Source organism: Streptomyces sp. JLYT201, from assembly GCF_059448825.1.
The window spans coordinates 6051996-6077522 of record NZ_CM182551.1; the positions used below are offsets into that span (position 1 = coordinate 6051996).

24 protein-coding genes are annotated in these 25527 nt (G+C 69.4%); 8 read left to right on the forward strand and 16 right to left on the reverse strand.

Annotated features, from left to right (window positions below; translation table 11 throughout):
• The first annotated feature begins 128 nt into the window (after positions 1-128).
• From AC5WAM_RS25350 to AC5WAM_RS25365, 4 genes are read left to right on the forward strand one after another with little or no spacing between them, the layout of a single operon-like run.
• Positions 129-950: an ABC transporter permease gene (locus AC5WAM_RS25350; protein ID WP_366794730.1), complete on the forward strand. Its 822-nt coding sequence runs from the start codon at positions 129-131 to the stop codon at positions 948-950.
• Positions 943-1845, forward strand: coding sequence for an ABC transporter permease (locus AC5WAM_RS25355; protein WP_495518889.1), 903 nt, complete (start codon positions 943-945; stop codon positions 1843-1845). Before AC5WAM_RS25350 ends, AC5WAM_RS25355 begins: the two co-directional genes overlap by 8 nt.
• Before the next feature lie 6 nt (positions 1846-1851).
• Entirely contained in the window at positions 1852-2820 is a 969-nt protein-coding gene (locus tag AC5WAM_RS25360; protein ID WP_495518890.1) for an ABC transporter ATP-binding protein, read from the forward strand.
• A 10-nt stretch (positions 2821-2830) separates the two neighbouring features.
• On the forward strand, positions 2831-3673 hold the full coding sequence (locus tag AC5WAM_RS25365) for a DUF1707 SHOCT-like domain-containing protein (protein ID WP_495518891.1): 843 nt from the start codon (positions 2831-2833) through the stop codon (positions 3671-3673).
• Positions 3674-3703: 30 nt separating this feature from the next.
• Here AC5WAM_RS25365 and AC5WAM_RS25370 read toward each other — a convergent pair whose 3' ends face one another.
• The 4 genes from AC5WAM_RS25370 to AC5WAM_RS25385 all read right to left on the reverse strand — a co-directional run bounded on the left by AC5WAM_RS25370 (position 3704) and on the right by AC5WAM_RS25385 (position 5826).
• Positions 3704-4078, reverse strand: a complete 375-nt coding sequence (locus AC5WAM_RS25370; protein ID WP_366794728.1) for a hypothetical protein — start codon at positions 4076-4078, stop codon at positions 3704-3706.
• 56 nt (positions 4079-4134) lie between these two features.
• Complete coding sequence (locus AC5WAM_RS25375) at positions 4135-4527, reverse strand: roadblock/LC7 domain-containing protein (protein WP_366794727.1); 393 nt, start codon at positions 4525-4527, stop codon at positions 4135-4137.
• A gap of 79 nt (positions 4528-4606) precedes the next feature.
• A complete protein-coding gene (locus tag AC5WAM_RS25380; protein ID WP_495518892.1) occupies positions 4607-5425 on the reverse strand; it encodes a transcriptional regulator in 819 nt (272 codons plus the stop codon).
• On the reverse strand, positions 5422-5826 hold the full coding sequence (locus AC5WAM_RS25385; protein ID WP_495518893.1) for a hypothetical protein: 405 nt from the start codon (positions 5824-5826) through the stop codon (positions 5422-5424). The genes AC5WAM_RS25380 and AC5WAM_RS25385 overlap by 4 nt, the downstream gene beginning before the upstream one ends.
• A gap of 426 nt (positions 5827-6252) precedes the next feature.
• Here AC5WAM_RS25385 and AC5WAM_RS25390 point away from each other — a divergent pair, with 426 nt between their 5' ends.
• Complete coding sequence (locus AC5WAM_RS25390; protein WP_172384396.1) at positions 6253-6627, forward strand: roadblock/LC7 domain-containing protein; 375 nt, start codon at positions 6253-6255, stop codon at positions 6625-6627.
• An 18-nt stretch (positions 6628-6645) separates the two neighbouring features.
• Here AC5WAM_RS25390 and AC5WAM_RS25395 read toward each other — a convergent pair whose 3' ends face one another.
• The 3 genes from AC5WAM_RS25395 to AC5WAM_RS25405 form a co-directional block, all read right to left on the reverse strand.
• Entirely contained in the window at positions 6646-8313 is a 1668-nt protein-coding gene (locus tag AC5WAM_RS25395) for a DEAD/DEAH box helicase (protein ID WP_495518894.1), read from the reverse strand.
• Positions 8314-8400: 87 nt separating this feature from the next.
• A complete protein-coding gene (locus AC5WAM_RS25400; protein ID WP_007502648.1) occupies positions 8401-8604 on the reverse strand; it encodes a cold-shock protein in 204 nt (67 codons plus the stop codon).
• A 164-nt stretch (positions 8605-8768) separates the two neighbouring features.
• Positions 8769-10103: an SGNH/GDSL hydrolase family protein gene (locus AC5WAM_RS25405; protein WP_495518895.1), complete on the reverse strand. Its 1335-nt coding sequence runs from the start codon at positions 10101-10103 to the stop codon at positions 8769-8771.
• A 519-nt stretch (positions 10104-10622) separates the two neighbouring features.
• On the opposite strand from AC5WAM_RS25405, the gene AC5WAM_RS25410 reads away from it, so the two are divergent.
• Positions 10623-11834 carry a DUF445 domain-containing protein gene (locus AC5WAM_RS25410; protein ID WP_366794735.1) on the forward strand — a complete coding sequence of 404 codons (1212 nt, stop codon included), beginning with the start codon at positions 10623-10625 and terminating at the stop codon, positions 11832-11834.
• 224 nt (positions 11835-12058) lie between these two features.
• Complete coding sequence (locus AC5WAM_RS25415) at positions 12059-12499, forward strand: hypothetical protein (protein ID WP_495518896.1); 441 nt, start codon at positions 12059-12061, stop codon at positions 12497-12499.
• Positions 12500-12534: 35 nt separating this feature from the next.
• Here the strand turns inward: AC5WAM_RS25415 and AC5WAM_RS25420 are convergent, their stop codons facing one another.
• From AC5WAM_RS25420 to AC5WAM_RS25460, 9 genes are all read right to left on the reverse strand, one after another.
• Entirely contained in the window at positions 12535-12843 is a 309-nt protein-coding gene (locus tag AC5WAM_RS25420) for a hypothetical protein (RefSeq protein ID WP_366794722.1), read from the reverse strand.
• A gap of 172 nt (positions 12844-13015) precedes the next feature.
• Positions 13016-14365: a DNA cytosine methyltransferase gene (locus AC5WAM_RS25425; protein ID WP_495518897.1), complete on the reverse strand. Its 1350-nt coding sequence runs from the start codon at positions 14363-14365 to the stop codon at positions 13016-13018.
• Positions 14366-14374: 9 nt separating this feature from the next.
• On the reverse strand, positions 14375-16219 hold the full coding sequence (locus AC5WAM_RS25430; protein ID WP_495518898.1) for a DNA cytosine methyltransferase: 1845 nt from the start codon (positions 16217-16219) through the stop codon (positions 14375-14377).
• Complete coding sequence (locus AC5WAM_RS25435; protein WP_495518899.1) at positions 16219-17073, reverse strand: hypothetical protein; 855 nt, start codon at positions 17071-17073, stop codon at positions 16219-16221. Before AC5WAM_RS25435 ends, AC5WAM_RS25430 begins: the two co-directional genes overlap by 1 nt.
• Positions 17074-17111: 38 nt before the next feature.
• Positions 17112-19109 (reverse strand): hypothetical protein, encoded by a 1998-nt coding sequence (locus AC5WAM_RS25440; protein WP_495518900.1) that lies wholly within the window; start codon positions 19107-19109, stop codon positions 17112-17114.
• Positions 19106-20134 (reverse strand): PD-(D/E)XK motif protein, encoded by a 1029-nt coding sequence (locus tag AC5WAM_RS25445; protein WP_495518901.1) that lies wholly within the window; start codon positions 20132-20134, stop codon positions 19106-19108. The genes AC5WAM_RS25440 and AC5WAM_RS25445 overlap by 4 nt, the downstream gene beginning before the upstream one ends.
• Positions 20131-22698, reverse strand: coding sequence for a Z1 domain-containing protein (locus tag AC5WAM_RS25450; protein WP_495518902.1), 2568 nt, complete (start codon positions 22696-22698; stop codon positions 20131-20133). Before AC5WAM_RS25450 ends, AC5WAM_RS25445 begins: the two co-directional genes overlap by 4 nt.
• 237 nt (positions 22699-22935) lie before the next feature.
• Positions 22936-23358 carry a very short patch repair endonuclease gene (locus AC5WAM_RS25455; RefSeq protein ID WP_495518903.1) on the reverse strand — a complete coding sequence of 141 codons (423 nt, stop codon included), beginning with the start codon at positions 23356-23358 and terminating at the stop codon, positions 22936-22938.
• A 65-nt stretch (positions 23359-23423) separates the two neighbouring features.
• Complete coding sequence (locus tag AC5WAM_RS25460; protein WP_495518904.1) at positions 23424-24485, reverse strand: SEC-C domain-containing protein; 1062 nt, start codon at positions 24483-24485, stop codon at positions 23424-23426.
• A gap of 227 nt (positions 24486-24712) precedes the next feature.
• Between AC5WAM_RS25460 and AC5WAM_RS25465 the strand changes: the two genes are divergently transcribed.
• Positions 24713-25519 (forward strand): class E sortase, encoded by an 807-nt coding sequence (locus AC5WAM_RS25465; RefSeq protein WP_495518905.1) that lies wholly within the window; start codon positions 24713-24715, stop codon positions 25517-25519.
• Positions 25520-25527: the final 8 nt, after the last annotated feature.

Here is a 25527-nt window from a genome sequence, read left to right on the forward strand (position 1 = left end):
CCAGGCACGCGCCGCGCGGCGAAATTGCCTGGCACGGACGGCCCCGCTCACATTAGGCTCCTGCGCTTCGGTCCGGACACGCGGTCCGGGCGCCCGGCCTGGAAGCGGGACGAGGCTCTCTGAAAGGGATGTGCGTGAGAACAGGACGGTTCCGCTTGTACGCGGCCGTCGCCGGAGGAAACTTCCGGAGATTCGCCACATACCGGATGGCGACGCTGGCGGGTGTGTTCACCAACACGGTGTTCGGGGTGATCCTGGCCTACACCTACAAAGCCCTCTGGGACGAGAGACCCGGACTAGGAGGATACGACCAGGCGCAGGCGCTCACGTACGTCTGGCTCGGTCAGGCCCTCCTGATGACCGTCGCGGCGATGGGCGGCGGCTTCGAGGCGGACCTGATGGAGCGCATCCGCACCGGCGACGTGGCGACCGATCTCCACCGGCCCGCCGACCTCCAGGCGTGGTGGCTCGCGAGCGATCTGGGCCGGGCCGCGTTCCACCTTCTGGGCCGTGGGGTGGTGCCGATGATTTTCGGGGCGCTCGCCTTCCAACTCGCGCTGCCGAGATCTCCGTTGACCTGGCTGGCGACGCTCCTCGCGGTGTTCCTCGGCGTCGTCGTCAGCTTCGCCCTGCGCTATCTGGTGGCGCTCAGCGCCTTCTGGCTCCTGGACGGTGCGGGCGTGGCCCAGATCTCCTGGCTCGCCGGCACCTTCTTCTCCGGCATGCTGCTGCCCCTGAACGTCTTCCCCGGCGCCCTCGGCGAGATCGCCCGGGCCCTGCCCTGGTCGGCGCTGCTCCAGGTGCCCGCGGACGTGTTCCTGGGCAAGCACACGGGCACCGGGCTCCTCGCGATCTACGCCTTCCAGGCCGCCTGGGCGGCGGGGCTGCTCGCCGTCGGACGGCTGCTCCAGGGCGTGGCGACCCGGCGGGTGGTGGTCCAGGGTGGCTGAGCCGCTGCGGGAGCGGCCCGAGCCGCCGCGCGCGGGGGCCGGGGGCCCGGCGCCCGGCGGCCTCGGCGCCCCGGTCGGGCCGCTCGGCCGGGCCCGCGAGGGCGTGCGCGCCTACCGCCTGATCACCGCCATGTGGATCCGCTCCACGATGGCGTACCGCGCCTCCTTCGCGCTGACCGCCTTCGGGAACTTCGCGGCCACCGCGCTCGACTTCGTCGCGATCCTGCTGATGTTCTCCCAGGTGGACCGGCTCGGCGGCTACGGCCTCGGCGAGATCGCCTTCCTGTACGGGGCGGCGTCCACCGCCTTCGGCGTGGCCGACCTCGCCATGGGCTCCATGGAACGGCTCGGCACCCGGGTGCGCGACGGCACCCTCGACACCCTCCTGGTCCGCCCCGTGCCGGTCCTCGCGCAGGTCGCCGCCGACCGCTTCGCGCTGCGCCGCCTCGGCCGGATCACCCAGGGCCTGCTGGTCCTCGCGTACGCCTTCTGGAGCGTGGACATCGCCTGGACGCCCCTGAAGGTGCTCCTCGTGCCGCTGATGCTGATCAGCGGGGCCGGGATCTTCGCAGCCGTCTTCGTGCTCGGCGCGGCCTTCCAGTTCGTCGCCCAGGACGCCTCCGAGGTGCAGAACTCCGTCACCTACGGCGGCAACACGCTGCTCCAGTACCCGCCGACCGTCTTCGCCGACGACCTGGTGCGCGGGGTCACGTTCGTCGTCCCGATCGCCTTCGTGAACTGGCTGCCCGGCCTGTACGTCCTCGACCGCCCGGCCCCGCTGGGCCTGCCCGGGTGGGCCGCCTTCGCCCCGCCGCTCGTGGCCCTCGCGTGCCTGGCGCTCGCGGGACTCGCCTGGCGCGCGGGGCTCCGTTCGTACCGCAGCACAGGGAGCTGACTCTTCGTGGGCACCGACGCGTTCATCACCCTCGACGGCGTCGAGAAGGTCTTCGACGTCCGCAGGAAGACCGGCTTCCTGCGCCGCGAGCGGCACGAGGTGCGCGCCGTGGACGGCATCACCTTCCGGGTGCCGCGCGGCGAGATGGTCGGCTACATCGGGCCGAACGGCGCGGGCAAGTCGACCACCATCAAGATGCTCACCGGCATCCTCACGCCCAGCGGCGGCCGGCTGCGGGTCGCGGGCATCGACCCGGCCCGCGAACGCACCCGCCTGGCCCGGCACATCGGCGTCGTCTTCGGCCAGCGCACCACGCTGTGGTGGGACCTGCCGCTCATCGACTCGTACCGCCTGATGCACCGGATGTACCGGATCCCCGACGCCCGGTTCGCCGAGAACCTCGACCGCTGCGTCGAACTCCTGGACCTGGGCGCCCTGTTGGACGTCCCCGTGCGCCAGCTCTCGCTCGGCCAGCGCATGCGCGGCGACATCGCGGCGGCGCTCCTGCACGACCCGGAGGTCCTCTACCTGGACGAGCCGACCATCGGCCTCGACGTGGTCAGCAAGGCCAAGGTCCGCGGCTTCCTGCGCGATCTGAACGCCGAGTCCGGCACCACCGTCCTGCTCACCACGCACGACCTCACCGACATCGAGCAGCTCTGCGAGCGCGTCATGGTCATCGACCACGGCCGCCTGATGTACGACGGCCCGCTCGACGGCCTCCACGAGGCGGGCCAGAGCGAGCGCATGCTGATCGTGGACCTGGAGCACGAACTCCCGCCCCTGGAGGTCGAGTCGGCGCGGGTCGTGCGCACCGAGGGCCCCCGGCAGTGGCTGGCCTTCCCCGCGGACGCCTCCGCGGCCCCGCTGGTCGCCGCGGTCGCCGAGCGCTACCCGCTGCTCGACCTCTCCGTGCGCGAGCCGGACATCGAGGCCGTCATCGCCAAGATGTACGCCGACCGGGGGACCTCGTAGGCTTCGGGGTATGACGGACGCCGAGCCTTCCCAGCCCCCCGCGCCGCGGCCCTCAGCGTCGCCGCCGGCCGTCCCCGGCGCGCCGGACCCGGGCCTCCGCGCCTCCGACGCCGACCGCGAGCGCGTCGCCGAGGTCCTGCGCGAGGCCCTCGCCGAGGGTCGCCTCGACATGGACGAGTTCAACGAGCGGGTGGACACGGCGTACCGCGCCCGTACGTACGGCGACCTCGCGCCGCTCACCCGGGACCTGCCCGCGGCCGGTGCGGTCGCGCCCGCCCCCAAGACGTCCCTGGTCAAGCGGTCCGCCGACGACGGCTCGACGGAGATCGACTGGGCGGAGCGCGTCGTCCTGGGCGCCGAGCCCACCTCCAGCGGCGCCTTCGCCCTCTGGAGCGGCTTCAACCGCAAGGGCGGCTGGACCATCGGGCGGCTCTTCACCTCGTTCGCGATGTGGGGCGGCGGCGAGATCGACCTGCGCGAGGCGCGCTTCGCCGAACGCGACGTCGTGATCCGCTGCTTCACGATCATGGGCGGCATCCAGGTCACCGTGCCGCCCGAACTGAACGTCACCGTCAAGGGCTTCGGCATCATGGGCGGCTTCGGCGACGACGCCACGGGCGAGGGCACCCCCGGCTCCCCGCGGGTGACCGTCACCGGCTTCGCCCTGATGGGCGGCGTCGGCGTCGAGCGCAAGCTCCGCAAGGCCGAGCGCCAGCGCCTGAAGGAGCAGCGCCGCCAGGAGCGGATCGAGGAGCGGGAGGCCCGGCGCCTCCAGCACCGGGAGCGCCACGAGCTGCGCCACCGGCGGCCGGAGGGCGGCCACCGCGGCGTCCACGGCGGGGACGGGCAGTAGCCCGCCCGCCCCCGCCGTCCGCCGTGGCGGTCAGACGTCCAGCTCCGCCTCGATGCGCCGCAGCTGGTGCCGGGCCATCGCGAGGTTCGCCTTGTCCTTGTCGAGCGCGAGGTACAGGAAGAGCCCGCTGTTGTTGCGGGACTTCAGCAGCCGGATCAAGTGGTACTGATCGCTGAGGGTGATCAGGACGTCCTCGATCTCGCCCTTGAGGCCGAGCATCTCCATGGTCCGCACCTTGGCGCGCACCACGTCGGTGTTGCCCGCCGCGGCCACGGACAGATCGAGCTCCTTGCTGCCGCCCAGGGTGCCGAGGGCCATGCCGCTGCTGTAGTCGACGAGGGCCGCGCCGAGGGTGCCGTCGATGGCGGTCATCGCCTCTTTGAGGGCGGTTTCGGTGTTGTACATGGGACTCGTACTTCCTTTCCGTCTGTTGGTGGAGCGGGCTGTGGGAGGGGTCATGGTCAGGTGTCCTCCAGTCGTTCGAGCGCCCCGTCGAGCAGTTCCCCGATCCGGGCGCCGGCCCGGCGGCCCTCCAGGTGGAGCCGGCCCACGTTCACGCGCGGCTCCGCGAGGAGGGTCAGGACGGCGGTGGGGCCCGCCGCGTACGCCGCTACGTAGCCCCCCTCGCCCCGGACGAGCAGCTCTTCCGCACGCCCCTGGCCCGCGGCGTCCGCGAGCCGCAGGGCGGCGAGGAGGGCGTCCACGGTGAGGGCGGCCAGACGCTGTGCCCCCTCGTCCGTGGTGTCCCGGGCGAGCACGCGGCCGCCCGTGTCGGCCGCGAGGGCGCCGGTCAGCTGCGGGACTCGGGCCCGCAACCGTGCGAGTTCGTCGAGCACGTCGGGTTCCACCGCCATCAGCTGCCTCCTCAGGGCGCGGCGCCGCGCGGCCCGCCCCCTCACGGAGCACTCGCGCCCCGGCCCGTGGCGCCGCGCGTCACAGGGCCTCCAGGGCGTCGCGGACCCGGCGCAGCAGCGCGACGTCGGGCGGGGTGAAGCCGTCCGTCCCGAAGGAGCGGGCGACGGGGGAGTCCCGGGGCGGGACGCCGGGGGCGTCCGGCTCGGGCGGCGGCGGGCGCGGCGGGTCGATCAGCCCCGCGACCGCCAGGCGGCGCACTTCGAGCAGGACGTGGAAGACCGGCCTGCCGAGCAGCCGCGACAGCTCGCCCGGGGTGCGGCGGCCGTCGGCCAGGTCGAGCAGCGCGCGCTGGCGGCGCGGCACGCTCCCGCCGGGCGGCCCCGGCCGCCGCACCAGCGGCGCCGTGTCGATGGCGGGGCCCGGCCAGGCGCTGTCGAGCAGCCGTCTGCGCCGCCGGGCCTCCCGCTCCACGGCGGCGGCGGACACGGGCCGCACCGCCCCGATGCCGTGGCCGACGCCGCGCCGGAACCGGGTGGGCCCGCCGCCCGGGGCCAGGGCGAAGAGCGCGGCGTCGTACAACGCGGTGAGCAGGCAGATCTCCAGCTCCCCGGGCGTGAGGTGCCCCTCGGCGACCAGATGGCTGCCGACCTGCCGCCGGGGGCCCGCCCGGCCCGCGGCCTCGTCCCAGACCGCGCGCGGCAGCCGCCCGCCCGCGACGAGCAGGACGTCGACGCCGGGGGCCGACGCGCTCTCGGCGTGGCTGACCAGGCCCTCGGTGAGGTACAGCGTCCCGGTGTCGCGCAATAGCGCGCCGGTGGCGCCCTCCGCGGCGAGGCGCTGGAGCGTCGAGCAGCGCGCGGGCAGGGCCGTCTGCACCGGAGGCGCGGTGGCGTTCACTCCAGGACCAGCCTTCGGGCGGCGTCCCTGAGGCACAGGCGGGCCACGGCCAGGTTCCCCGCGTCCCGGTCGAGCCACAGATGCAGGAACACGCTGCTCTCGTCGCCGGTCTCGACGAACCGCAGCAGGTGGTAGGCGGTGCGGGTGGTGACGATCAGGTCCTCGACGGCCCCCGGCGCCCCGGGGCCCGGCGGCTCCTCGTCGTCCGGTGGCCGGAAGGTGCCGTACTCCACGGAGAGGCGGGCCAGCTCCGCCGCCTCGACAGCGGCCGACTCGGCCTCTCCGCGCGGCGGTTCGCCCGCCGAGCCGAGGGCGAGGCCGCACGTCCAGTCGACGAGGGCGGCGCCCCGCGCACCCGGCAGGGCCATGACCTCGTACAGACACACGTCGATTCCGGACACCGGGCTCCCCTCCCCGCGCGGCGCGGCGGTCGGCGCACCGTGCCGCGGTGACGCGGAGGTTATGCACCGCCACGACACCGGCGGAAGGACCTGGCGCATTCCCTCGGAACCTGTTCGAGAACGACAGGACCGTGCCGCAGGGCGCCCATTCCGTGACGTGTTCCGGCAGTACTCCGGGCGAGTGAGCGATTTTCTCCCCGAAAAGGGTGAACCAGAAGTAAACAGTCGCTCGATCGAAAGGAAAGCGATTCCCGATCCACGGGCCGGACCACATTCCGTCACATTGTGCGAATGCGGGGGTGGGGCGCACGCCGGTTGATAGACATGCCCCCGCGCGGCCGGTGACCCGGCGGGCCCCCCGGACGGCCGCCGCACCCCGTGTGACATCGCCCTGCATCACGCACGTACGCCCGAGGGGGCCATGGAATGAACCACGAGGCACTGGCGACGGAGATGCGGGGGCTGCGCGAACAGCTCGCGGGCGTCACGGACACGGCCGTGGCGGCGGTCGACGGGCTGCTCATCGTGTCCGACACCGACGAGGCGATCGACGCCGACAGCCTGGCCGCGCTCGCCGCGGCCAGCCTGGGCCTCTCCCAGCGCATGGTCGCGATGACCGAGCGGGGCGCGCTGCGCAGCGCGGTGTCGTACGGCAGCAGGGGCTGCGCGGCGGTGTACGCGGTCGGGGACAACGCCCTGTTCGTCGTCCTGGGGGACGAGGGCCTCGACCTGGACCGGCTGCACCGCGAGTCGCAGCCGGTCCTGAAGCGGATCGACACCATCCTGACGAGCGGGGCGTGACGGCCCCGCGGGGGTGGACTAGGCCGCGGAGTCCCGGCGGCCGCCCTGGCGGCCGGAGCCCGTGCCCTTGGCGCCGCCCGCCGCCGTACGCCGTCCGGAGCCGCGCCCGGCGTTGCCGGAGGCGGCACCGGCCGCGGACCGGCGGCCGGAGCCACGGCCGGAGGCCGCGCCTGCCGCCGTCCCGCCGGACGCCCGGCGCTCCGAGCCCCGGCCCGCGGCCGTGCCCGTGGTGCCGGTCGCGGTGCCCGTCGCGGCCTTCGCCCCGCCGCCACCGCGGCGCCGGCGGCTGGACCGCCTGCGCGACTCCGAGCCGGACGCCCCGTCGGCACGGCCGGAGGCCGGTGCCTGGGGCTGCGGGACCTCGATGGTGACGGCCACGCCGGAGGGCTCGCGGGCGCCGGTGATGTCGGCCAGCTCCGTGTCGCTCGACGTGACGCGGCTGGTCCGGGGGCGGATGCCCGCGTCCGACATGAGCCGGGTGATGTCCCGCTTCTGCTCGGGCAGGACCAGCGTGACCACGCTGCCGGAGTCACCGGCGCGGGCCGTGCGGCCGCCGCGGTGCAGATAGTCCTTGTGGTCGGCCGGGGGATCGACGTTCACGACGAGGTCGAGGTCGTCGACGTGTATGCCCCGGGCCGCGACGTTCGTCGCCACCAGGGCGGTGACCTGCCCGTTCTTGAACTGTTCCAGGGTGCGGTTGCGCTGCGGCTGGGAGCGGCCGCCGTGCAGTGCCGCCGCGCGCACGCCCACGGCCAGGAGCCGCTTGGCGAGCCGGTCCGCGCCCCGCTTGGTGTCGATGAAGAGGATCACCCGGCCGTCGCGGGCCGCGATGCGCGTGGTGACGGCCTTCTTGTCCGTCTCGTCCTGAACGTGGAGCACGTGGTGCTCCATGGTGGTCACCGCGCCCGCGGACGGGTCCACGGAGTGCACCACCGGGTCGGTCAGGAACCGCTGCACCAGACGGTCGATGTTCCGGTCCAGGGTGGCCGAGAAGAGCAGGCGCTGACCGTCGGGCCGTACGCGCTCGACCAGCTTGGTGATCTGCGGCAGGAAGCCCATGTCGGTCATCTGGTCGGCCTCGTCGAGCACCGTGACGCGGACGTCACCGAGCACGCAGTCCCCGCGCTCCACGAGGTCGTTGAGCCTGCCGGGGGTCGCCACGAGGACCTCGGCGCCGCGCCGGATCGTGGCGGCCTGCTTGGTGATGGAGAGGCCGCCGACCACGGTGGCGAGACGGAGGTTCACCGCCGTCGCGTAGGGGGTCAGCGCGTCCGTGACCTGCTGGGCGAGCTCACGCGTGGGCACCAGGACGAGGGCGAGGGGCGCCTTGGGCTCGGCGCGGAGGCCGGCCGTACGGGTCAGCAGCGCCAGCCCGAAGGCGAGCGTCTTGCCGGATCCGGTGCGGCCGCGGCCGAGGAGGTCGCGCCCGGCGATCGAGTTGGGCAGCGTGGCGGCCTGGATGGGGAAGGGGGTGGTCACCCCCTGCGCGGTGAGGGTCTTGAGCAGGCCCGAAGGCATGTCCAGATCGGCGAAGCCCTCGACGGCGGGGAGTGCGGGTGTCGTGTTCTCCGGCAGCCGGAAATCCCTCGCGGGCGGCGCCGAGGACGCGGACGACTTGGACGACCTGGACGAGGACGTCTTGGCCGACGACGCGCGCCGGTTCGGCTTCTGGGGCCTGCGGGACATGCGGGTACTTGCCTTCCTGGAAACAGCACAAACCGGGGTCCGCACCGTGACGGTACGGACCCCGGTGAGTGGATACGCGTCCGGCGATCAGGCGGGGACGATGTTCTCCGCCTGCGGGCCCTTCTGGCCCTGCGTCACGTCGAAGGAGACGCGCTGGCCCTCCTGGAGCTCACGGAAGCCCTGGGTGGCGATGTTCGAGTAGTGGGCGAAGACGTCGGGGCCGCCGCCGTCCTGCTCGATGAAGCCGAAGCCCTTTTCCGAGTTGAACCACTTCACGGTTCCCTGTGCCATGACATTCTCCTTGACTGTAGGCAGAGGCCCCATCCGGAGATGCCGGAAAAAACTAATGCGCCCGAGGAAACATTCCCGTCAGGCGCACATAGGTTCATGGGTACCACAACTGCAACGCTGAAACTCTAACACAGCCCGGCGGCCGCCGCCGGGTGATCGTTCTCTCAGAGTTCGGCCGCGCCCGACCCCTTCAGGTCCCCCAGGTCGAAGGTCTCGCCCATGCGGCGGAAGCCCGCGTCGCTGGGGTGGAGGCTGTCGCCCGAGTCGTAGCGGGCGAGGAGCCTGCGGGGGTCGTACGGGTCGCGCAGGGCCTTGTCGAAGTCCACGAAGTCGTCGAAGACCCGCCCCGAGCGGATCTCGGCGTTGACGGACTGCCGCACCGCCTCCAGGGCGGGGGTGTAGCCCCGGTGGCCGCCGAAGGGCATGAGTGTGGCGCCGACCACGCGCAGGCCGCGGGTGTGGGCCTGGCGGGTCAGCTCCCGCAGCCCGTCGAGGATGCGCTGGGCATCGGTCTGCCGCGGGTTGCGCAGGATGTCGTTGATGCCGAGGGCGATGACGACGGCCTTGGCGCCGCTGCGGCCGAGGACGTCGCGGTCGAAGCGGGACAGGCCGCTGGGGTTGTTCGCGGGGGCGTCCGCGGAGCGGGCGGGGCGCCCGTCGGACAGGACGCGGTTGCCGCTGATGCCCTGGTTGACGACGCTGTAGCGCGGTGCGCCCGGCTCGTCGCGCAGCCGGTCCGCGAGCACGTCGGTCCAGCGGCGGTTGGCGCCCATGGTGGACGTGATGCCGTCGGTGATCGAGTCCCCGATGACGACGACCGTGCCGTCCGTGTCGCTGCTGAGGACGTCCACGGCGGAGACGTACCGCCAGTACGGGCTCTGCTCGTGGTAGGCCGCCCCGGTCGCGTCCTCGGTCCGGTCGCCGTCGGCCACGTAGGAGATCTGGCGGGCGTGCGGGTGGTACGTCACCGGGCCCGAGGGCGTCGGCGAGTACGTGGTGACCAGCAGGTCCGCGTCGTCCGGGACGCGCAGGCGGGCCGCGTCGCTGACCACCTGGCGGCCGGGCGGGATGACGACGGACGTCTCGCCCCGGAAGGTGAGGCGGCGCAGCGTGTCGGCGGCGGCGGCCGGGCTGCCGGCCCCGGCGGCCACCGCGAGGGAGGCGTGCGTGACGGTCAGCGGCCGGCTGCCGTACAGGTTCGAGAGGGTGACGCGGGCGCCGTCGCCGCCCACGCTGGTGTGCACCACGTTGCGCAGGGAGCGGCCCGCGAGGCCGTGGGCCTGCGTGCCGGGCTCGGCGCCCGCCGGGGACGCGGACCAGGTCCCGACCCAGGTGCCCGCGGAGGCGGGGGCCGCGGAGTTGCGCGGTGCGCGGGGGCCAGCGCCGGACGCGTCCCCGGTGTCGTCGGCGCCCGTGACGCCGAGGTATATGGCCGCCGATACGACCACGGTGACCGCGAGCAAGGCGGCCAGCAGTGCATAACCGTGACGCTTGGTCATGCGGCCTTTTTCTCCTCGGGCAGAGGGAGCCCGAGGCTCCGGTGTGATGACCCCATGATGCGTCATGGGCCGCGAGGGAGCCGACGGTGCCCCCTCCGCTCCTTCAGACGCCGGGAACTCCTCGTCCGTTCCGGGAGTCGGTCTGAAGGGAACCCGGATGGGATCCGCTGAAGGGCACCCGGAGGGGGCCTGAAGGGACAATGCGTACGACGAACTACGCGAGACGGGGCGCTGGGTATGAATCGCATCAAGGGTGAGGAACCGCTCGAAACGGGTTCCGGGGCTCGGCGGGGCGCCGCGGCCTCCACGGGCGGGCCGGACGCGCGGGGCACGGTGGGCGCGCTGGACACGGCGGACGCGCTGGACACGGCAGGCCCGGCGGGCACGGTGGATCCGTCGAACCCGGCGGTCCCGGCGGACCCGGAGGACCCGACAGGCACCCCTGGCTCCGGTGGCTCCGGTGGCTCCGGCTTCACCTACAGCGCGGCCGACGAGGAGAAGCGGCGCGGCGTGCGCCGGATGAAGCTCACGGCCACGGGGCTCCTGCTGTTCGTCGCCGTCGTGTACGTCCTCGCGAAGTGGGCGCAGCACGAGGACGCGGGCGCCTGGGCCGGGTACGTCGCGGCGGCGGCCGAGGCGGGCATGGTCGGCGCGCTCGCCGACTGGTTCGCGGTCACGGCCCTGTTCCGCCACCCGCTGGGCATCCCCATCCCGCACACCGCGATCATCCCCAAGAAGAAGGACCAGCTGGGCGCCTCGCTGGGTGACTTCGTGGGGGAGAACTTCCTCTCCCGGACGGTCGTACGCCAGCGGCTGCGGGCCGTGGGCATCGGCAGCCGCCTCGGTACCTGGCTGGCCGAGCCGGAGCACGCCGACCGGGTGACGGCCGAGCTGGCCACGGCCCTGCGGGGCGCCCTGACCGTGCTGCGCGACTCGGACGTCCAGGCCGTGGTCGGCGAGGCCATCACGCGCCGGGCGGACGCGCAGGAGATCGCGCCCGGCATGGGGAAGATGCTGGAGAAGGTCGTCGCGGACGGCGGGCACCGGCGGTTCGTCGACCTGGTGTGCGTCCGCGCCCACGACTGGCTGGTGGTGCACGCCGACCAGGTCATGGACGCGGTGCAGGGCGGCGCCCCCGGCTGGACCCCCCGCTTCGTCGACAAGAAGGTCGGCGAGCGCGTCTACCGCGAGCTGCTCCGCTTCGTCACCGAGATGCGTGACATGCCCGAGCACCCCGCGCGCGGGGCCCTCGACCGCTTCCTCACGGACTTCGCCGCCGATCTGCAGTCCGACTCGGACACCCGGGCGCGCGTGGAGCACCTCAAGCGCGAGGTCCTCGCCCGCGGCGAGGTGCAGGACCTGATCGCCTCCGCCTGGTCGGCGGTCCGTCAGATGATCGTGGCCGCCGCCGAGGACGAGCGCAGCGAGCTGCGGCTCCGGGTGCGGGCGGCGCTCCTCTCGCTCGGCGCGCGCATGGCCGGTGACGCCCGCCTCCAGCAGAAGGTCGACGGCTGGGTCGAGGGCGCGGCGGTGTACGTCGTGACGACGTACCGCGACGAGATCACGTCGCTGATCACCGACACGGTCGCGAGCTGGGACGCGGACCACACCTCGAAGAAGATCGAGGCACACATCGGCCGCGACCTCCAGTTCATCCGCATCAACGGCACGGTGGTGGGCTCGCTGGCGGGGTTGGCGATCTACTCGGTTTCGCGGTTGTTCGTGGGGTGAGGGGGTGGCTGGGGTGCGGCCGGGTGCGCCGCCGGGTGCCGCCGGGGTGCGGCCGGGTTCCGGCGAGGCTCCGCCGGGCTTCGGCGGGCTTCTGCTGGGCCCCGGCGGGCTCCGATGGGCTTCCGGTGGAGTGGGCTGTCGCGCGGGGAACTGCGCTCGCCCGGACGGCACTTGAGTACGCGTACTCAGGCGGCACCCACGGCCCGCACGCCATCGTCGTACACATGAGCGCACTGAGCCCCCTGCCCGCCCGCCCCCTCCTGGAGCGCGGGACGGTCCGCCTGCTCGGCGCGGGCCTGGCAGCCGCCACGTACCTCCTGTTCCTGCCCTGGGACCTGCGCAACCGTGCCGAGTCGCCGGGCGGCATCGACGAGACGTCCCCCGTCACGGACATGGGCATCACCGGCGTCGTCGTCACGGTCCTGGCCCTCGCGGCCTACTTCGGCTACCGCGACCGCCTGTACTGGGTCCTGCCGGTGGTGGCCGCACCCCCGGCCGGCCTCCTCCTGGCGTCGTTCCTGACCCACGAGCCCCCGGACGCGTCGCTGTGGCCGCTGGCCTGGGTGGTGTTCGTGGCGGTCGGCGGGGCCGCGGTGCTCGCGGTGGCGGGGTTCGCACGGCAGCTCCGGGCTGGGGCGGGCGGGGCTGCCGGGAGTAACGCGTAGGCGGCGAAGCCGCAGGTCTCTAACGCCGTAGATCTCTAACGCCGCCGGTCCGCCACGAGCCACGAGGCGAGCCCCACGGCACCCGCGACCCCGAACACGGCGGGCCAGGCCCCGACCTTCTTGGCGAGCGGGTGGGACCCGGCGAAGGCGGCGACGTACGCCGCCCCGAGCCCGACGGCGGCCTTGCCCCCGGCCCGCTCCTGCCACCCCTTGGCAGCGACGGCCCCGGCAGCAGCGAGCACGACCCCACCGAGGGGCCGCTTCTTGGTGAACCGGGCGGTGGCGTACCCACCGACGAGCCCACCCACCGCGACCGCTGCCGGGGGTACCTGGACCTTGGCCATGCTTGCCTCGCCTTCGGGCTGTCCTTGGGCGGACCGGCCCATAAGGGGCCGGTCCCTTGCCCTGAGCGTAATGGGCGGTGATTTCCAGAGGGGAGGCCTGCAGGTGGAGAGAGCCGACGAAGTATGCCTGGGCTGCCGATCTTCGGGGGTGGAGTCAGGCCCCTTCCCTGGATCAGCCGCGCAAGAAGCTGTGGATCGCTGAGGCAATAGCGGTGCCGAGCGGAACGGGAACGGCGTTGCCGATCTGCCGGGCGATTTCGATTTTCGAGCCGCACCAACGAAAGTCGAGAGGGAATCCCTGGATCCGTGCCGCTTCGTAGTGGGTGATCGGACGGGCAGCCGTCGGGTGGAGGTAGCGGCCCTTTTCGGGTTTGAAGAACTCGGTTCGGATGGTCACTGAGGGCTGGCCCTTGCGGAGCCTTCCCATGACGTCACCGGAGCCGGTGTTGTGATTGTCCCAGCTTGTGGTGGATAGATATTCGACAGGAGTTTTCACCCCTGCAGGTTTCGGGGTGTCGAAGATTTGAATGCTGCCGTCGGCGTTGAGCGTGTACCACTTTCCCTGGAGGTCCTTCCGGTTTCCGCCTTCGGGGATAGCGAGATACCGACCTCTCGAGAGTGGTTCCGGATTGCGACCGAAGTGTAGGTCTCTGGTCGAGAAAATCCCTGGGACCACGGCATCGATCTCGGCGATATGGTCTTTGCTGTCCGGCAGTTCGGTACCACGGAGCATCAGATGTGATGATTCGTCAAACACGCCGTCCACGGCCTGCCAGTACGTGATACCGGCGTCGACGCTTTCGAGTGGCTGGTCGGAGGAACCGAGGCCGCGCTTCGGGCGCCGCATGTGGGTTGCATTCGGGTACGTCATCTCGCGTTCGCCCACGTCACGGCGTATGCCGATGACAATGGCCCGTCTGCGGGCCTGGGCCGCTCCGTAGTCTGCGGCGTTGAGAAGATAGCGTTTGTTCTTCTGGTCAGGCGAATCCATCGGCGTATAGCCGGGAGGATCGACAAGGTGGTAGTCCTCCAGTAGGCCGCCCTTGTCCACCTGACTGAGTAGATTGTGAAATTCGTCCGACTTGAGGAATCGGTCGACATTCTCGATCACGAAGACCTTGGGGCGGACCTTGGCCACAATGCGAACGTAGTCTTCCCACAAACGATTTCGTTCGCTGCCCTTCTTGTCGCGGTTCAGAGCTGAGAAGCCTTGGCAGGGAGGACCCCCCACCACTACGTCTGCGTGCAGTGCCTCGGGTGTGGGGTCCCACTCCTCGATGTCGCCGAAGTGAACGCGGGCGGGCGGAATGGACTTGTCTGGCCTGGCTTGTCCGAAGTTCACGGCGTATGTGGCAGCCGCCGCGGCGTCATGCTCCACTGCAGCAATGCTGTGAAACACGGGGCCACCGTTCTCGTCCCCCTTCGGGCGGAAGGCATGGAACCCCTGGGTGAAGCCGCCGCACCCAGCAAAGAGATCAACAACTGTGATGGGGGCGGATTCGTGGGGGCGGGGCATGCGCATGAGGGGATCTTAGCTGTGCAGCGCAGCCGCGATGGCATGTCCGACGGCGGTTGCGACGGGGGGAGGCATGGCGTGACCGATCTGGCGATACCGCGACGTCTTGCCGCCGAAGAACCGCCAGTCCGCCGGGAACGCCTGGATCGCAGCAGCTTGGTCGATGGTCAGCTTGGGGTGCTCGTCTGCGGGGAAGTCCGCGTCCGGTGGTTCGTTGCCGAGGCTGTTGCCGTTCACGCCGAGCGTGGCCCAAGCCCTCTTGCTACCGGTTGGACCGAGGTCTGCCCCGCCGCGCCGTTCCGAACCCCCGATGAGAGGTGGTGCGATGCGGTCGGCGTCCTTGATCCAACGTTGTGCACCGGGCCAACCGTTCGCGGACATGGAGCGGCCGAGTACTTGGCCGACTGTGGGGGGAGGTTGATCTGTCGGCTCAGGCCATGAGAAACGTGAGTAGTACGGGGCTCGCAGGCTCACCAAGAAGCCACTTCTTCGGTTCTGCGGCACACCGAAGTCCGCGGCGTTGAGGACCTTCCAACTCGAGTGATAGCCAGCGCCTTCGAGTTCGGACTCAATCCAGGAACGATCGAACTCGAATTCCGAACTCTCCACTAGGTCCGGCACGTTCTCCAGCAGCACGGCCTTCGGCCGGATGGTGCGTGTCAACCCGATCACGGCCCTGAGGACCTTGCGTTCCTCTGTGTCCTCAGCGCGCCCGATGCTGGCAGAGGACCTGACCCTGGGGAGGCCGCCACTCACTAGATCAGCATTGAAGACATCAGGGAACATGATCGGCTGGAATTCCATCACGTCCATGCAAACAACGTTCCACTCAGACCTGTTGAGGTTGATCGTGAAGCAGGCGTCGGCCTTGCTGTCGATGAGGATGACCGGATCGAAACCGGCGCGCTCAAGCCCCAGGGCCTGGGCGCCGGCACCGGCGCAGAACTCGACAGAGCGGAACCGATGGGATCTTTTCTGCCCTTTTCCCTTCGCATCGAGTACGGACGCTTCATTTGAAGGGAATGCGCTCTTTGGATCCCCGCCCTTGCCGATGATCTGGTGCGATGCTTGATGAGTTTGTGTGGTGGTCGCCGAGATGGGCACGGGACTCGGCCGTTGGGCTTCGATGGACTCCTGGGCGACCGCGTGCAGTTCCTCATGGAGAGCGTCACTCTCGACGCCATCGAAGAGTACGAACGGGGCGAGCCGCAGCAGTCTCTTGAGGAAGTCGCGCAGGGTCTCCCGCTCGTTCAACCCGGCAAGATCGAGATCTTTCCAGACGTGGAGGATGGCCCGGACCATGTGAGGGCTTCCGCCGAGGGCGGCACGGCGCGCGTAGATCTGGTCGAATGCGGCCTCACCGAGGATCTTCAGAGCGCTGTAAGGCTCGGGATCGTCCGAGGACCGCACAAGCTGGGCCCGCCACCACAACCGGCCGAAGACATGGCGGGTCAGGTCCGTACCGAGGACGCGGTCTCTGGGCGGCTGCGGGTACCGCCAGAAAGCGACGTCCGGGAGTAGCACCAGAGAAAGGAAGGCCCAGACGTCCCGAGAGGCGGCTTCTGCGGGGACCATGCCCATCTCGGCATGCAGCAGCGCAGCGAGCCGAAGGTCGAAGTCGGCGTTGCGGTTGCGATCCGAGTGGTCGGGGAACCCGGCCTCCATGGCGAGGCTGAGCACGCTGTCACGTAGTTCCCTGAGCTGGCCGGAGGAAATCCGGTCACCACCCGTGGCCACATAGACTGCAGACTCATGACTGATGGCCGAGAGGTCGGTCAGCTCGGTGATCGGAAGAGGGCGGTATTCCTCGAAGAGAGGTCTGGCCTGGGCGGCTAGCAACCGGGGATAGAGGAAGCCCATCACGACACCTCGAACACTTTGACGGCTGCTTGCAGGTCGGAGGCGAACAGAGCGGGCGACTGCCGTTGGCGCAGTCGCACGTCGGCGATTGCCTGACCTGGGAACAGATGGTTGAAGAGGGTAACCAGAGTGGCACCCAGCGAGCCGTCCGGGAAGGTGGAGTCCTCAGTGAAGTCTTCATTGCCGAGCGCGTGCTCGATCATGATCCGAGCAGTATCCGCATACACTGCGGAGAGTACGATCCGGTCCACCGGGCGCGGCTTGCCCGCGTTCTCGAACGCGGTGGCGGTCACTGTGTTGCGCTCATTGACGAGCAACAGCAACGAACCCATTGTCGCGCTCTCCAAACCCCCGCTGATCTGCAGGTGCCAGGCGGCGTTGCTCGGAAAGGACGTGCGGTCGAAGTCGATCACAGCCATGGGGAACTGTGGCGCGTCACCTTGGAGGCGCAGTGACTCTCGATCACTCCACAGCACTGAGCCTGCCCGACGAGGCGAGGACGGGTGCGCGTCGCCACGGCGTTCGGCCAGTACGAGAGCTGTGTCGAGCAGGAGTAGGCCGCCCAGGTCGGCGCCCCGCAGCCGAATGTCCAACGTGGCTGTCACGGTGCCCTCTTCGGACAGGCGCACGTGTTGTGCGGGTCCGCTGAGATTGGACCCCGTGGCTGTCCACACAGCTGAGAGAGTGAGCGGTGCATCGGTCGGCAACCCCGACTGGGCTCGCGTTTGGTCGAGGTCGACTTGAATGGTCCTGCGTAGATGCAGGTCCATCTGGTAGTCCCAATCCGGCAAGGCCTCGGGCATGGCCACCTCGCCGTCCTCAGTCACCAGCGACCAGTCCCGGGCGACGACCACGTCCTCGGACGGACTGCGGTATGGAAGAACACGCCGGGTCACTGGCCCCTCACTGCCTCAACTTTGATCCCGATCTCAGTCATGGTGTCCGGTGCGGGACGCACGACAGCTCGCCAGACAGCCTCGCCTCCACCTTCGATGACGCAGATCTCGGCGTCGTGCAGGCGGCCGTTGTCGTCCTCCCAGCCGACGAGTGCGGGCATGCTCGCTCCAATAGGGGGATCTGTCTCTCGCCCACCGGTACCCGGGAGCGTGACAGCCAGGTCGATGCGGACCCGCTGAGGGCCGGGCACCGGAAGTCGGAACTCCTGGATGAGCACTGTGAGGGTGCCGCGATCGTTGTAGTAGGCGTCACCGACGTACTGCACGCGCGGTCGATGACGCGGCGTACCGGGCGAAGGGTTCCCCGGCCCATCGGTGAAAGAGCGTCGGCCGGTATCGAGGTGGGTAGGGCCCGGGAGCCCGCCGGAGTGGGGCCGCTCCCTGCCGCTCGGCACGGCCGTCGGAGCGGAACGACCCGGTTCATGAGATGCGACCGCTTTCGTTTCACTCGACCTTGCTCCGTGAGTGGAGGCGCTGCCCGACTTGGAGTAGGCAGTGGCACCACCGATCCCCCAGGCTCCCCCCACCAACCCGGAGAAGACTGAGCTGGCTGCTCCCAGGGCGACATTGCTGGCTCCCGAACGGGCGGCACCTCCCAGGGAGAGCAGGCTCTCCAACGATTCGCCGATGCGTCGGAACGTCGTGAGCACGAATGTGCTCTCGGGACGCTCGAGCGACTGTGGGTTCCAGGCATCGTGCGTGGGAGGTTCGGCTTTCGCGTAGATCTCATCCATGGCTTTGTCGGCCCGGAAGACGCCCGCGTAGCCCTGGTGCACGCTCGGAGGTTTAGGGCCCGGACGATATGTGACGACGAGCTCCGCGGGCCGCATCAAGCACACGTGATGGATGAGCTGCTCGATGTCGAGCATGCGCGAGGCGCGACTCGGTTCCAGCGGCGGCATGACCCGCTTGACCAGGCCCAACCGTCCCAAGTACCTCTTGGGCTTACGACATTCCACGTCGATGCCGCTCGGCCCACGCATGGCCTCGTAGGCAGCGACGAACATGTTGAGTGGGTGATTCTCCTGCGGATCGGGCACGTCGTGTTCGAGGCCGTCGCAGGTGACGGAGAAGCGCATGGAAGGTGAGCTCCCGCCCTCAGGGAGCATCTTGGGCCAGAGATGCCAGGCGATGGTCTCGGCCAAGTAGTCGGCAGCCTCGGACGGAGAGAGCTCGTCCAGGTTCGGGTCGACGACGATGACGGTTGTGCCGGTCTCCTCGGGCCCAAAGGGCTTGAGGCCTAGGCGTAGGGCCATCTCCTCGGCAGCCCGGTCGACCAGGGGTTCCACGAATTCCCCCGAGTTGTCCCCCCACCAGTGCCGACCCGTGTATCGACGGTTTCCCTCAGGCCCAGCGCCCACGTAGCTCTTCCACAGGGCGCATCCGATGAGTCGGGTTTCGAACTCTCCTCGCGTATTGCGGCATCGGGAGTGCACGAGGACGGTCCCCGGCTTGGACAAGAGATAAAAGATGCCCTTGCCGAAGCCGTAGGTACCGCCGCCCAGTGCGACGTCGCGCGGTTCGCCGATGTTGCGGATGAAGGATACGAAGTCGCGGTCGGCGTCGACGGCGTCATCGGCGCGAGTGGGGCCTCCAAGCCCTCGCGTGCCGCGGTCGGAGACCGCAAGGGTTCGGATGGGGCCGCGTTGGAGCGACTCGCGGAGCGGAAAGTTCTCCACGCCGGCGGGGGCTCCTTCGAGGAGCAGTTCCCGCCACGCCCTGGCGTGAGCCGGGCCGACCGCCCACAGGTCGATGGAGTAGCTGACAGGACCTGAGGGCGGCGTCGATCGAGCGTCCCAGCTGTTCTGTGCCGACTCACGGACCAGGATGGTGAGCAGATCGAGTTCCGGACGCCCGAGTTGGTTTCGAATTCCCTCTGCCGCGCTCGCGCCTTCGGGAGGGTAGGGCTGAGAGAACCAGTTGGTTGCTGTCACACGGGCTCCTGGATCAGCTTGTCGATCGTTCGGGAGATCTTTCCAGGAGTGAGTGGGGCAGGCACCTCGCCGGACAGGTCGATGGTGTATTCGACGTCCGTGACCGACACGGGTACACCTGCCGCAGTGAGGGCTCGGCCCGTCAGCCCGGGGAAGTTGGCGTCGACCTCGTACCACCTCTCCTCCTCGACGGTGAAGCGCACATCGCGGTACCGTGCGGCATCCTCACGGTGGTGGTACCCGGCGCCCACGAGGAGTTCCAGGAGCGCACCTTCGTCGTCGCACAGTTGCAGCGCCTGCTCGATCGACTCCACGAGTCCTGTGCCGTCGCCGTTCGCAGTGGTGCGCCGCAGACGGAACCAGGCCAGACAGAGGGTTCCGCCCTCTGGCACTTCGAGTTGGCCGAGACCGTGTATCCGCGCCTTCCGCCCGCCACCGAAAGTGCTGCATTTCACTTCGATGGCGGTGACACCGCTGGCGAAGTCGTGGCGATACCTCTCAGGCCCGTGCCAGCACCGGTGAGCACTCGCGTCCTTCGCGATGATCCGGTTGAGCACGAGCAATTCGCCGAAAAGGCTTGCGAGCTGCCCGGCGTCCAATGGGTCGCTGTGAGTCCGGAAGAGAGCCCTCCAGCGGTCAAGAGCCCGATAGAGGGCTTTGGTCGGGTTGTGAGGCAGTCGTTTGGTCTCGTCCAGGATGTCGACGCACAGCTCCGTGAAAAGGTCGTTGAGGTCTTCGCGGAGACAGACGAGATCGGCATAGGTCTGGTAGCTGTCCGCGCCCTCGAGTGGGCGCTTGCGCAACAGCAGAGTGGGGCCGTTCAGGCCGGGACGGACCTTGCGATGGGTAGGGATCGGTACCAGAACATGTCGATGTCTGTCGTGGTCGACCGCCACCGCCAACGGGCCGTGCTCTGAGACGACCGGCAGTTCGGACACGCGCAGCCGACGCTCGCCAGTGCTCAGCGCCTCCTCGAGTCTGGCCCAGTGCTCGTCCACGGCCTTGCGCAGGGTGTCGTCCCTCATTCGTCCTCGCTGTCGAGGAGGCTGAAGTCCTCATACTCGATCGATACGTTGGACAGGTCCGCAGAGATATAGCTGTGCACCGTGCTGTCTCCGCCTCGTGGCTCCGGGAAGACCAAGCCGACACCGATCACGTGATCCTCTGCGTTCAGGGGAGCGCGCAACAGCTGCTTCCTCGGGTTGCTCGACGGAATCGGATCGGACACTTTGTCGATCGGGTACAGAACCAGCAGACCGATGTCCGGGAGCAGCTCGCTCCGTTGACTCGCGATGGCTTTCTCGGTCAGCTTCGAGGTGTCCCCGGGAAGGTCTACCGCTGCGTCACGGCGACTCATCAGTGTCTTGATGTCGGCAAAGTCGTCAATGGGATTGTCGACCTTGAGCCGAGCGCGGATATTCCGCCCCACGGCCACGCCCGGCGCGAATGGAAAGATGCCCCCCTTGGGGTTGCCGACGATCGCAATGTTCCACCGGCCGAGCGAGCCGGATTCGGTAACCCGCTTGCGAATGTACTTGATGATCAGTTCAGGGTCGTTCTCTGAGGACTTCTCATGGAACTTGTAGCTCGAAAGGAAGTCGATGACGAAGCTGTGAGGGACGTACCGGAACACGTACCGGCCTTCCGTCGGGCGCGCCTCCGTCCTGACGGCGTTCGTGGCTGCGGCTCTGACCAGGTTGCGGGCGGCGTTGATGTTTCTGCTCAGCCAGTCCTCGTTGGTGTGGAAGTAGTGGGTCTGAACCCGTTTGCCGCCGTACGAAGAAGCCGCGGTGACGGCGTTCTGCATCTTGGCGGCGGCGGTCACACGCAGGGCGGGGTGGGTGCGCAGCCGGACGGCGAAGGTGAGAGGCGTCTCGTCCTCGGTCATGTAGACGTCGATGTCGCGCCGCATCTCCGTCTCTACCGTGGCTAGGTGTCGGAACCACTCGGCCAGCTCGTCGGTCATCCAGATCCGTGGCAGGTCGGCATAGCCGTTCCGAAAGCCGAACCAACGCCCCATCTGCAACAGTGTGTCGTATGCCGATACAGCGCGGACGAAGTAACTGACTGAAAGGCCTTCGAGCGTCAGTCCTCGGGAGAGGGTGTTGCCGCCCACGGCGATGGCTACGACCGGTCCGTTCTCGTAGTCCAGGCGATCCTCGCTGCTGGAGTTGTCCATAATGACGCGACAGCTGTCGAGGACACCTGGCAATTCGGGTAGCAGCTGATCGAACGGTACCTTCGTCTCGCCGAAGATCTCCGCTGGGACGCGGTCGGTCTCCTCTTCCCACTTGCTGCGCAGCCGGGAGAGGAATGCGGCATCTGTCAGTGACTGTGCCGACCGGTTGCGCAGATTTTCCAGGGGCTTCTTGAAGCTGTTGTGCACTGCGGTGTTGACGCTGGTGTGGATCAGCATTGTGCTGTGGGGGTTGCCGGTTGCTCTCACCCGCCGTGCCGCTGTGGCCAACCAGAAGTATTCGACTGCCGTGCGGAGCGTATCGGTGATGACTGGTTCGAAGCCGTCGACATCTGCCCTCGTCGCAGGCCGTACGCATGCCACGTCGTCATCGGGGACCGAGCGAATCATGTCGTAGCCGTCGTCAAGCTGCTCGGGATCCTCGTCGTCGAGCGCGTAACGCCCGAAGAGGACCTCGGTGCCGAAATGCCCTTCGGGTTTGGGAAGGTTGACGATGAAGTCTTGAGGATAGAGATCATCAGCACTTGGGTCGATGAGCAGGTTCGCGAATGGCGAAGCGGTGTATCCGACGTACGCGGACTTTGGCAGATTACTCATGATCCTGAGGATCAATGGGTTGATCGAATTCGTTGCCACGGTGGCCTGGTCGGCCTCGTCGTCAATGATCAGGGCAGGGCAATCCGCAAGGTAGTCCGAAGCCTTGGCGAGCCATTCCGCCAGCTTGCGCAGTACCGTCGCATTTTTCTTAACCACACAGAGCACGTGGGTTCTGTTGTTCTTCCCGAAGTACGAGGCCGGGTTTTCCTGCGGGGTGAAATCCTTCTCGATCCCGGTCAACTGCGACCACATCGTGGGGTTCGGCTCGATGAGTTGCTGGACCAGCCGGGCCTGGGTCTGGCGACGGAGGCCGTTGTGGACTCCTGCCAGTACGATGAAAAGCTTGTAGCCTCGGTCGGCGGCCTTGGCCATGACCGAGGTGAAGTTCGTCGTCTTGCCGGACTGTACGTGGCCGACGACTAGGCCTCGGGCGGAGAATGCTTTCTCCTTCGGATGGTTCAGCAGTGAGACGATACGCGTCGAGGAATTATCAAGATTCTTGATCGCGGGTTCCTGAGACCAGTTATCCTTGCGGAGCAAGTCGACAATTGCCGGCCAGCACTTGTCCTTGGGCTGGGGGCCCGTGTACCAGGTGTCGCGATTCCCCAGGACCACCGCGCGCGGCTCTTCGAGCTCCTTGATCCGGATGGTTTGCCGTACGTGCCGGTCGCGGATCTGCTCGATGATGTCGGAGCTGATCCCGAGCTGTTCCAGCCGCTTGACTGATTCAGCTGGGGAGAACTTGTCCAGGATTGCCTTGAATGTGTCGTACATTCCGTCGAGCTCATCAGCCATGGGAGGCGACCATTCCCCTTGATCTCGTTCACTGAAACATCCGAGCCGCAGCGATCCCGTGTCTCGATGGGGTTCGTTCCGTGATCGGCACGGGTCTCCGGGTGCGTCAGAGGGTGTCGGCCCCAGTCGTGGGTGCACCCTCTCGCGCAAGGCCTACACACTATTGGGTGCGGGCGGGTTCTGATGTTCGATACGGGTCACGATCGAAGGCTGAATTGCGCCACTCGATGTCAGTCCCTATGGGGGTGGCCTTCGGGCGATCACAGCGGCTGCGACCCGGTCTGCGATCACCTCCGCTGATTCGTGCTCCCAGAACCTCAGCACTGTCCAGCCTTCGGAGCGCAGATGGTCGGTGGTCTCTTGATCTCGCGCCGTGTTCCGGTCGAGCTTCGAGCGCCACCATTGTGCGTTCGCCCGAGGGCTCGTCGCATGTTCGGGACAGCCATGCCAGAAGCAGCCGTCGAGGAACACGGCGACGCGCCACTTGCCAAAGGCTACGTCCATTGTGCGGCGGGGCATCCCCGGGACAGGGACGTGCACCCGATAACGCAGCCCTTTGTGGTGCAAGAGCCGGCGCACGGCCAGTTCTTGTGCCGTGTCGCGGGAAGCCTGACGACTCATACGTGCGGCGACAGCCGGGGATGAGGCGTTCGGGGGCATGGCATCAGTATGGGTTGCGGGACGTGGGTCGCGCGAGCGGGATCCGGCATCGCTACGTCGCACGTTCAGTGGCTCGGTCGGGTTCGTTCGCCGTGGCACTCCCCATAGGAATTGCCCGACCCGCACCAGCAAGCCTCCGAAGGGCGTGGCGGCCACTCCTGTGCTCGCCCCCTCGCCGCCAGCGTCGTCGCGTACTGAGGGAGGAGGGTCGGGTCCGACGGTGGGGTGCCCTCGGAGGCGGCGAAGGCTTCGTAGGAGGGGACCGTGCCGGTGACGATGCCGAGGTTGGGGGTGCCGGAGGCCGAGAGTTCGCGCAGGGAGGCCTCTATCGTCGTCAAGTGGGCCTCGTGGGAGGGGTATTCGGCCGCCAGGCCGGGATACGCCGTCAGGAGCTCGGCGAGTTCCGTGGCGGGCCAGTGCAGGACCGCCACCGGGAAGGGGCGGGACAGGGCCTCCCGGTACGTGCCCAGTTCCGCCTGGAGGCGGGTGATCTCGGCGCGGATCTCCTCCGGGTTCTCCGAGCCGAGGGTCCAGATCCGCTTCGGGTCGTGCAGCTCGTCCAGGGGCACCGGCGTGCGGCCCGACGCCGCCGCGCGGGCCCGGTGGACGCGGTCCGCGCGCTCGTCCCAGTTGTCGTGCGGCGCGCCGAGCAGGCGCCGCACGCGGTGGCGGCCGTAGAGCAACGGGTGCGTGGCGTACGGTGGTTCGAGGTCGGGCGCGGGGAGCAGGAGGGCCAGGGCCTCCGAGAACGTGTCGTGCGCCTGGTCCAGCTCGTCGTGGGACTCCAGGGACTCCGCCACGATCACCCACGGGGCCGCGTCCGCCGGGCGCTGGCCGCGTACGCCGTCGATGATCGCCCTGGCCTCCGCCTCGTGGCCGTACTCCCAGAGGTTCGCCGCCTTGAGCGCGCGGATCAGGGTGGGGTTCTCCGGCGGGTGCGGTGCCGACGGGGACAGCAGCTGGTCGTAGAGCGTCGTCGCGCGGTCGCGGGCGTCGGCCAGCTCCAGGTGGGCCGCGGCCTGGAGGAGGAGGTGTTCGGCGTCCTCCGGGTAGAGGCCCGCGGTGCGCTCCAGGCGCTCCGCTTCGGCGATGTGGTCGACGTGGTCGGCAGGCGTGTCGGGGCGCATGGGTGACACCGTACTGCCGTACCCCGGCCAGGGTGTATGGGCCTTGTCGTCGGTGTGGTCCGTTCCGTCCGCGGGGGCCTCGCTCCCTCGTCGGTACGTCCCGTCCCTTCGCTTCGCGCTGGGGGGCTGACCTCGGTACCCCGTCGGGGCACCTCCCTCCCGGGGCTGGTCTCTTCGCGGCCGCGGCCCTATCTTGCGGGCCTGCCGAGTCGCCGGGAGGGGGCGGAGTGGTTCGCGTCGTCACGCACGGAGCCCGCGGAGAGCGTGGGGAGCGCGGGTCCGCCCTCGCCCGCTCCCTCTGGTGCGCCGCCGAGCTCCTCGTCACCCTCGGCCTCGTGCTGCTCCTGCTGGTCGTGCACCAGCTGTGGTGGACCAATCGGCAGGCCCGGGCCGGGGCGCGGGCCGCCGTCCAGCGGCTGGAGGAGGAGTGGGGGCACCAGGCCCTGCCCGATACCGCCCCCGACGCCGCCCCCAAGGCGATCCCCAGGACAATCATCCCCAAGGCGATCCCCGATACCGCCCCCGATACCGTCCCCGACGCCGACCGCGGGCCCGGCCCCGGCGTCCCCCCGCCCTCCCGCCCCCACGCCGCCTACGCCGTCCTCCGCATCCCCCGCCTCGGCCGGAGCGCCCCCGTCGCCGAAGGCATCGGCAAGCGAGCGGTGCTCAACAAGGGGTACGTCGGCCACTACCCGCGCACCGCCCAGCCCGGCCGGGTCGGGAACGTCGGGCTCGCGGGGCACCGGAACACCCACGGCGAGCCGTTCCGGCACCTCGACCGGCTGCGGGCCGGTGACCGGATCACCGTGGAGACCCGCGCCGCCGTCTACACCTACGCCGTCGTCAGGACGCTGCCCCGGACCACCCCGTACGACCGCGGCGTCCTGAAGGCCGTGCCGCGCAGCGACGTGCGGCCGGGGTACGGCTTCCGCGAGCCGGGGTACTACCTCACGCTCACCACCTGCACCCCGGTCCACACCTCGACCCACCGGCTCGTCGTGTGGGGGAAGCTGCGTTCGATGGCGCCTCGGTAGGCTGACGC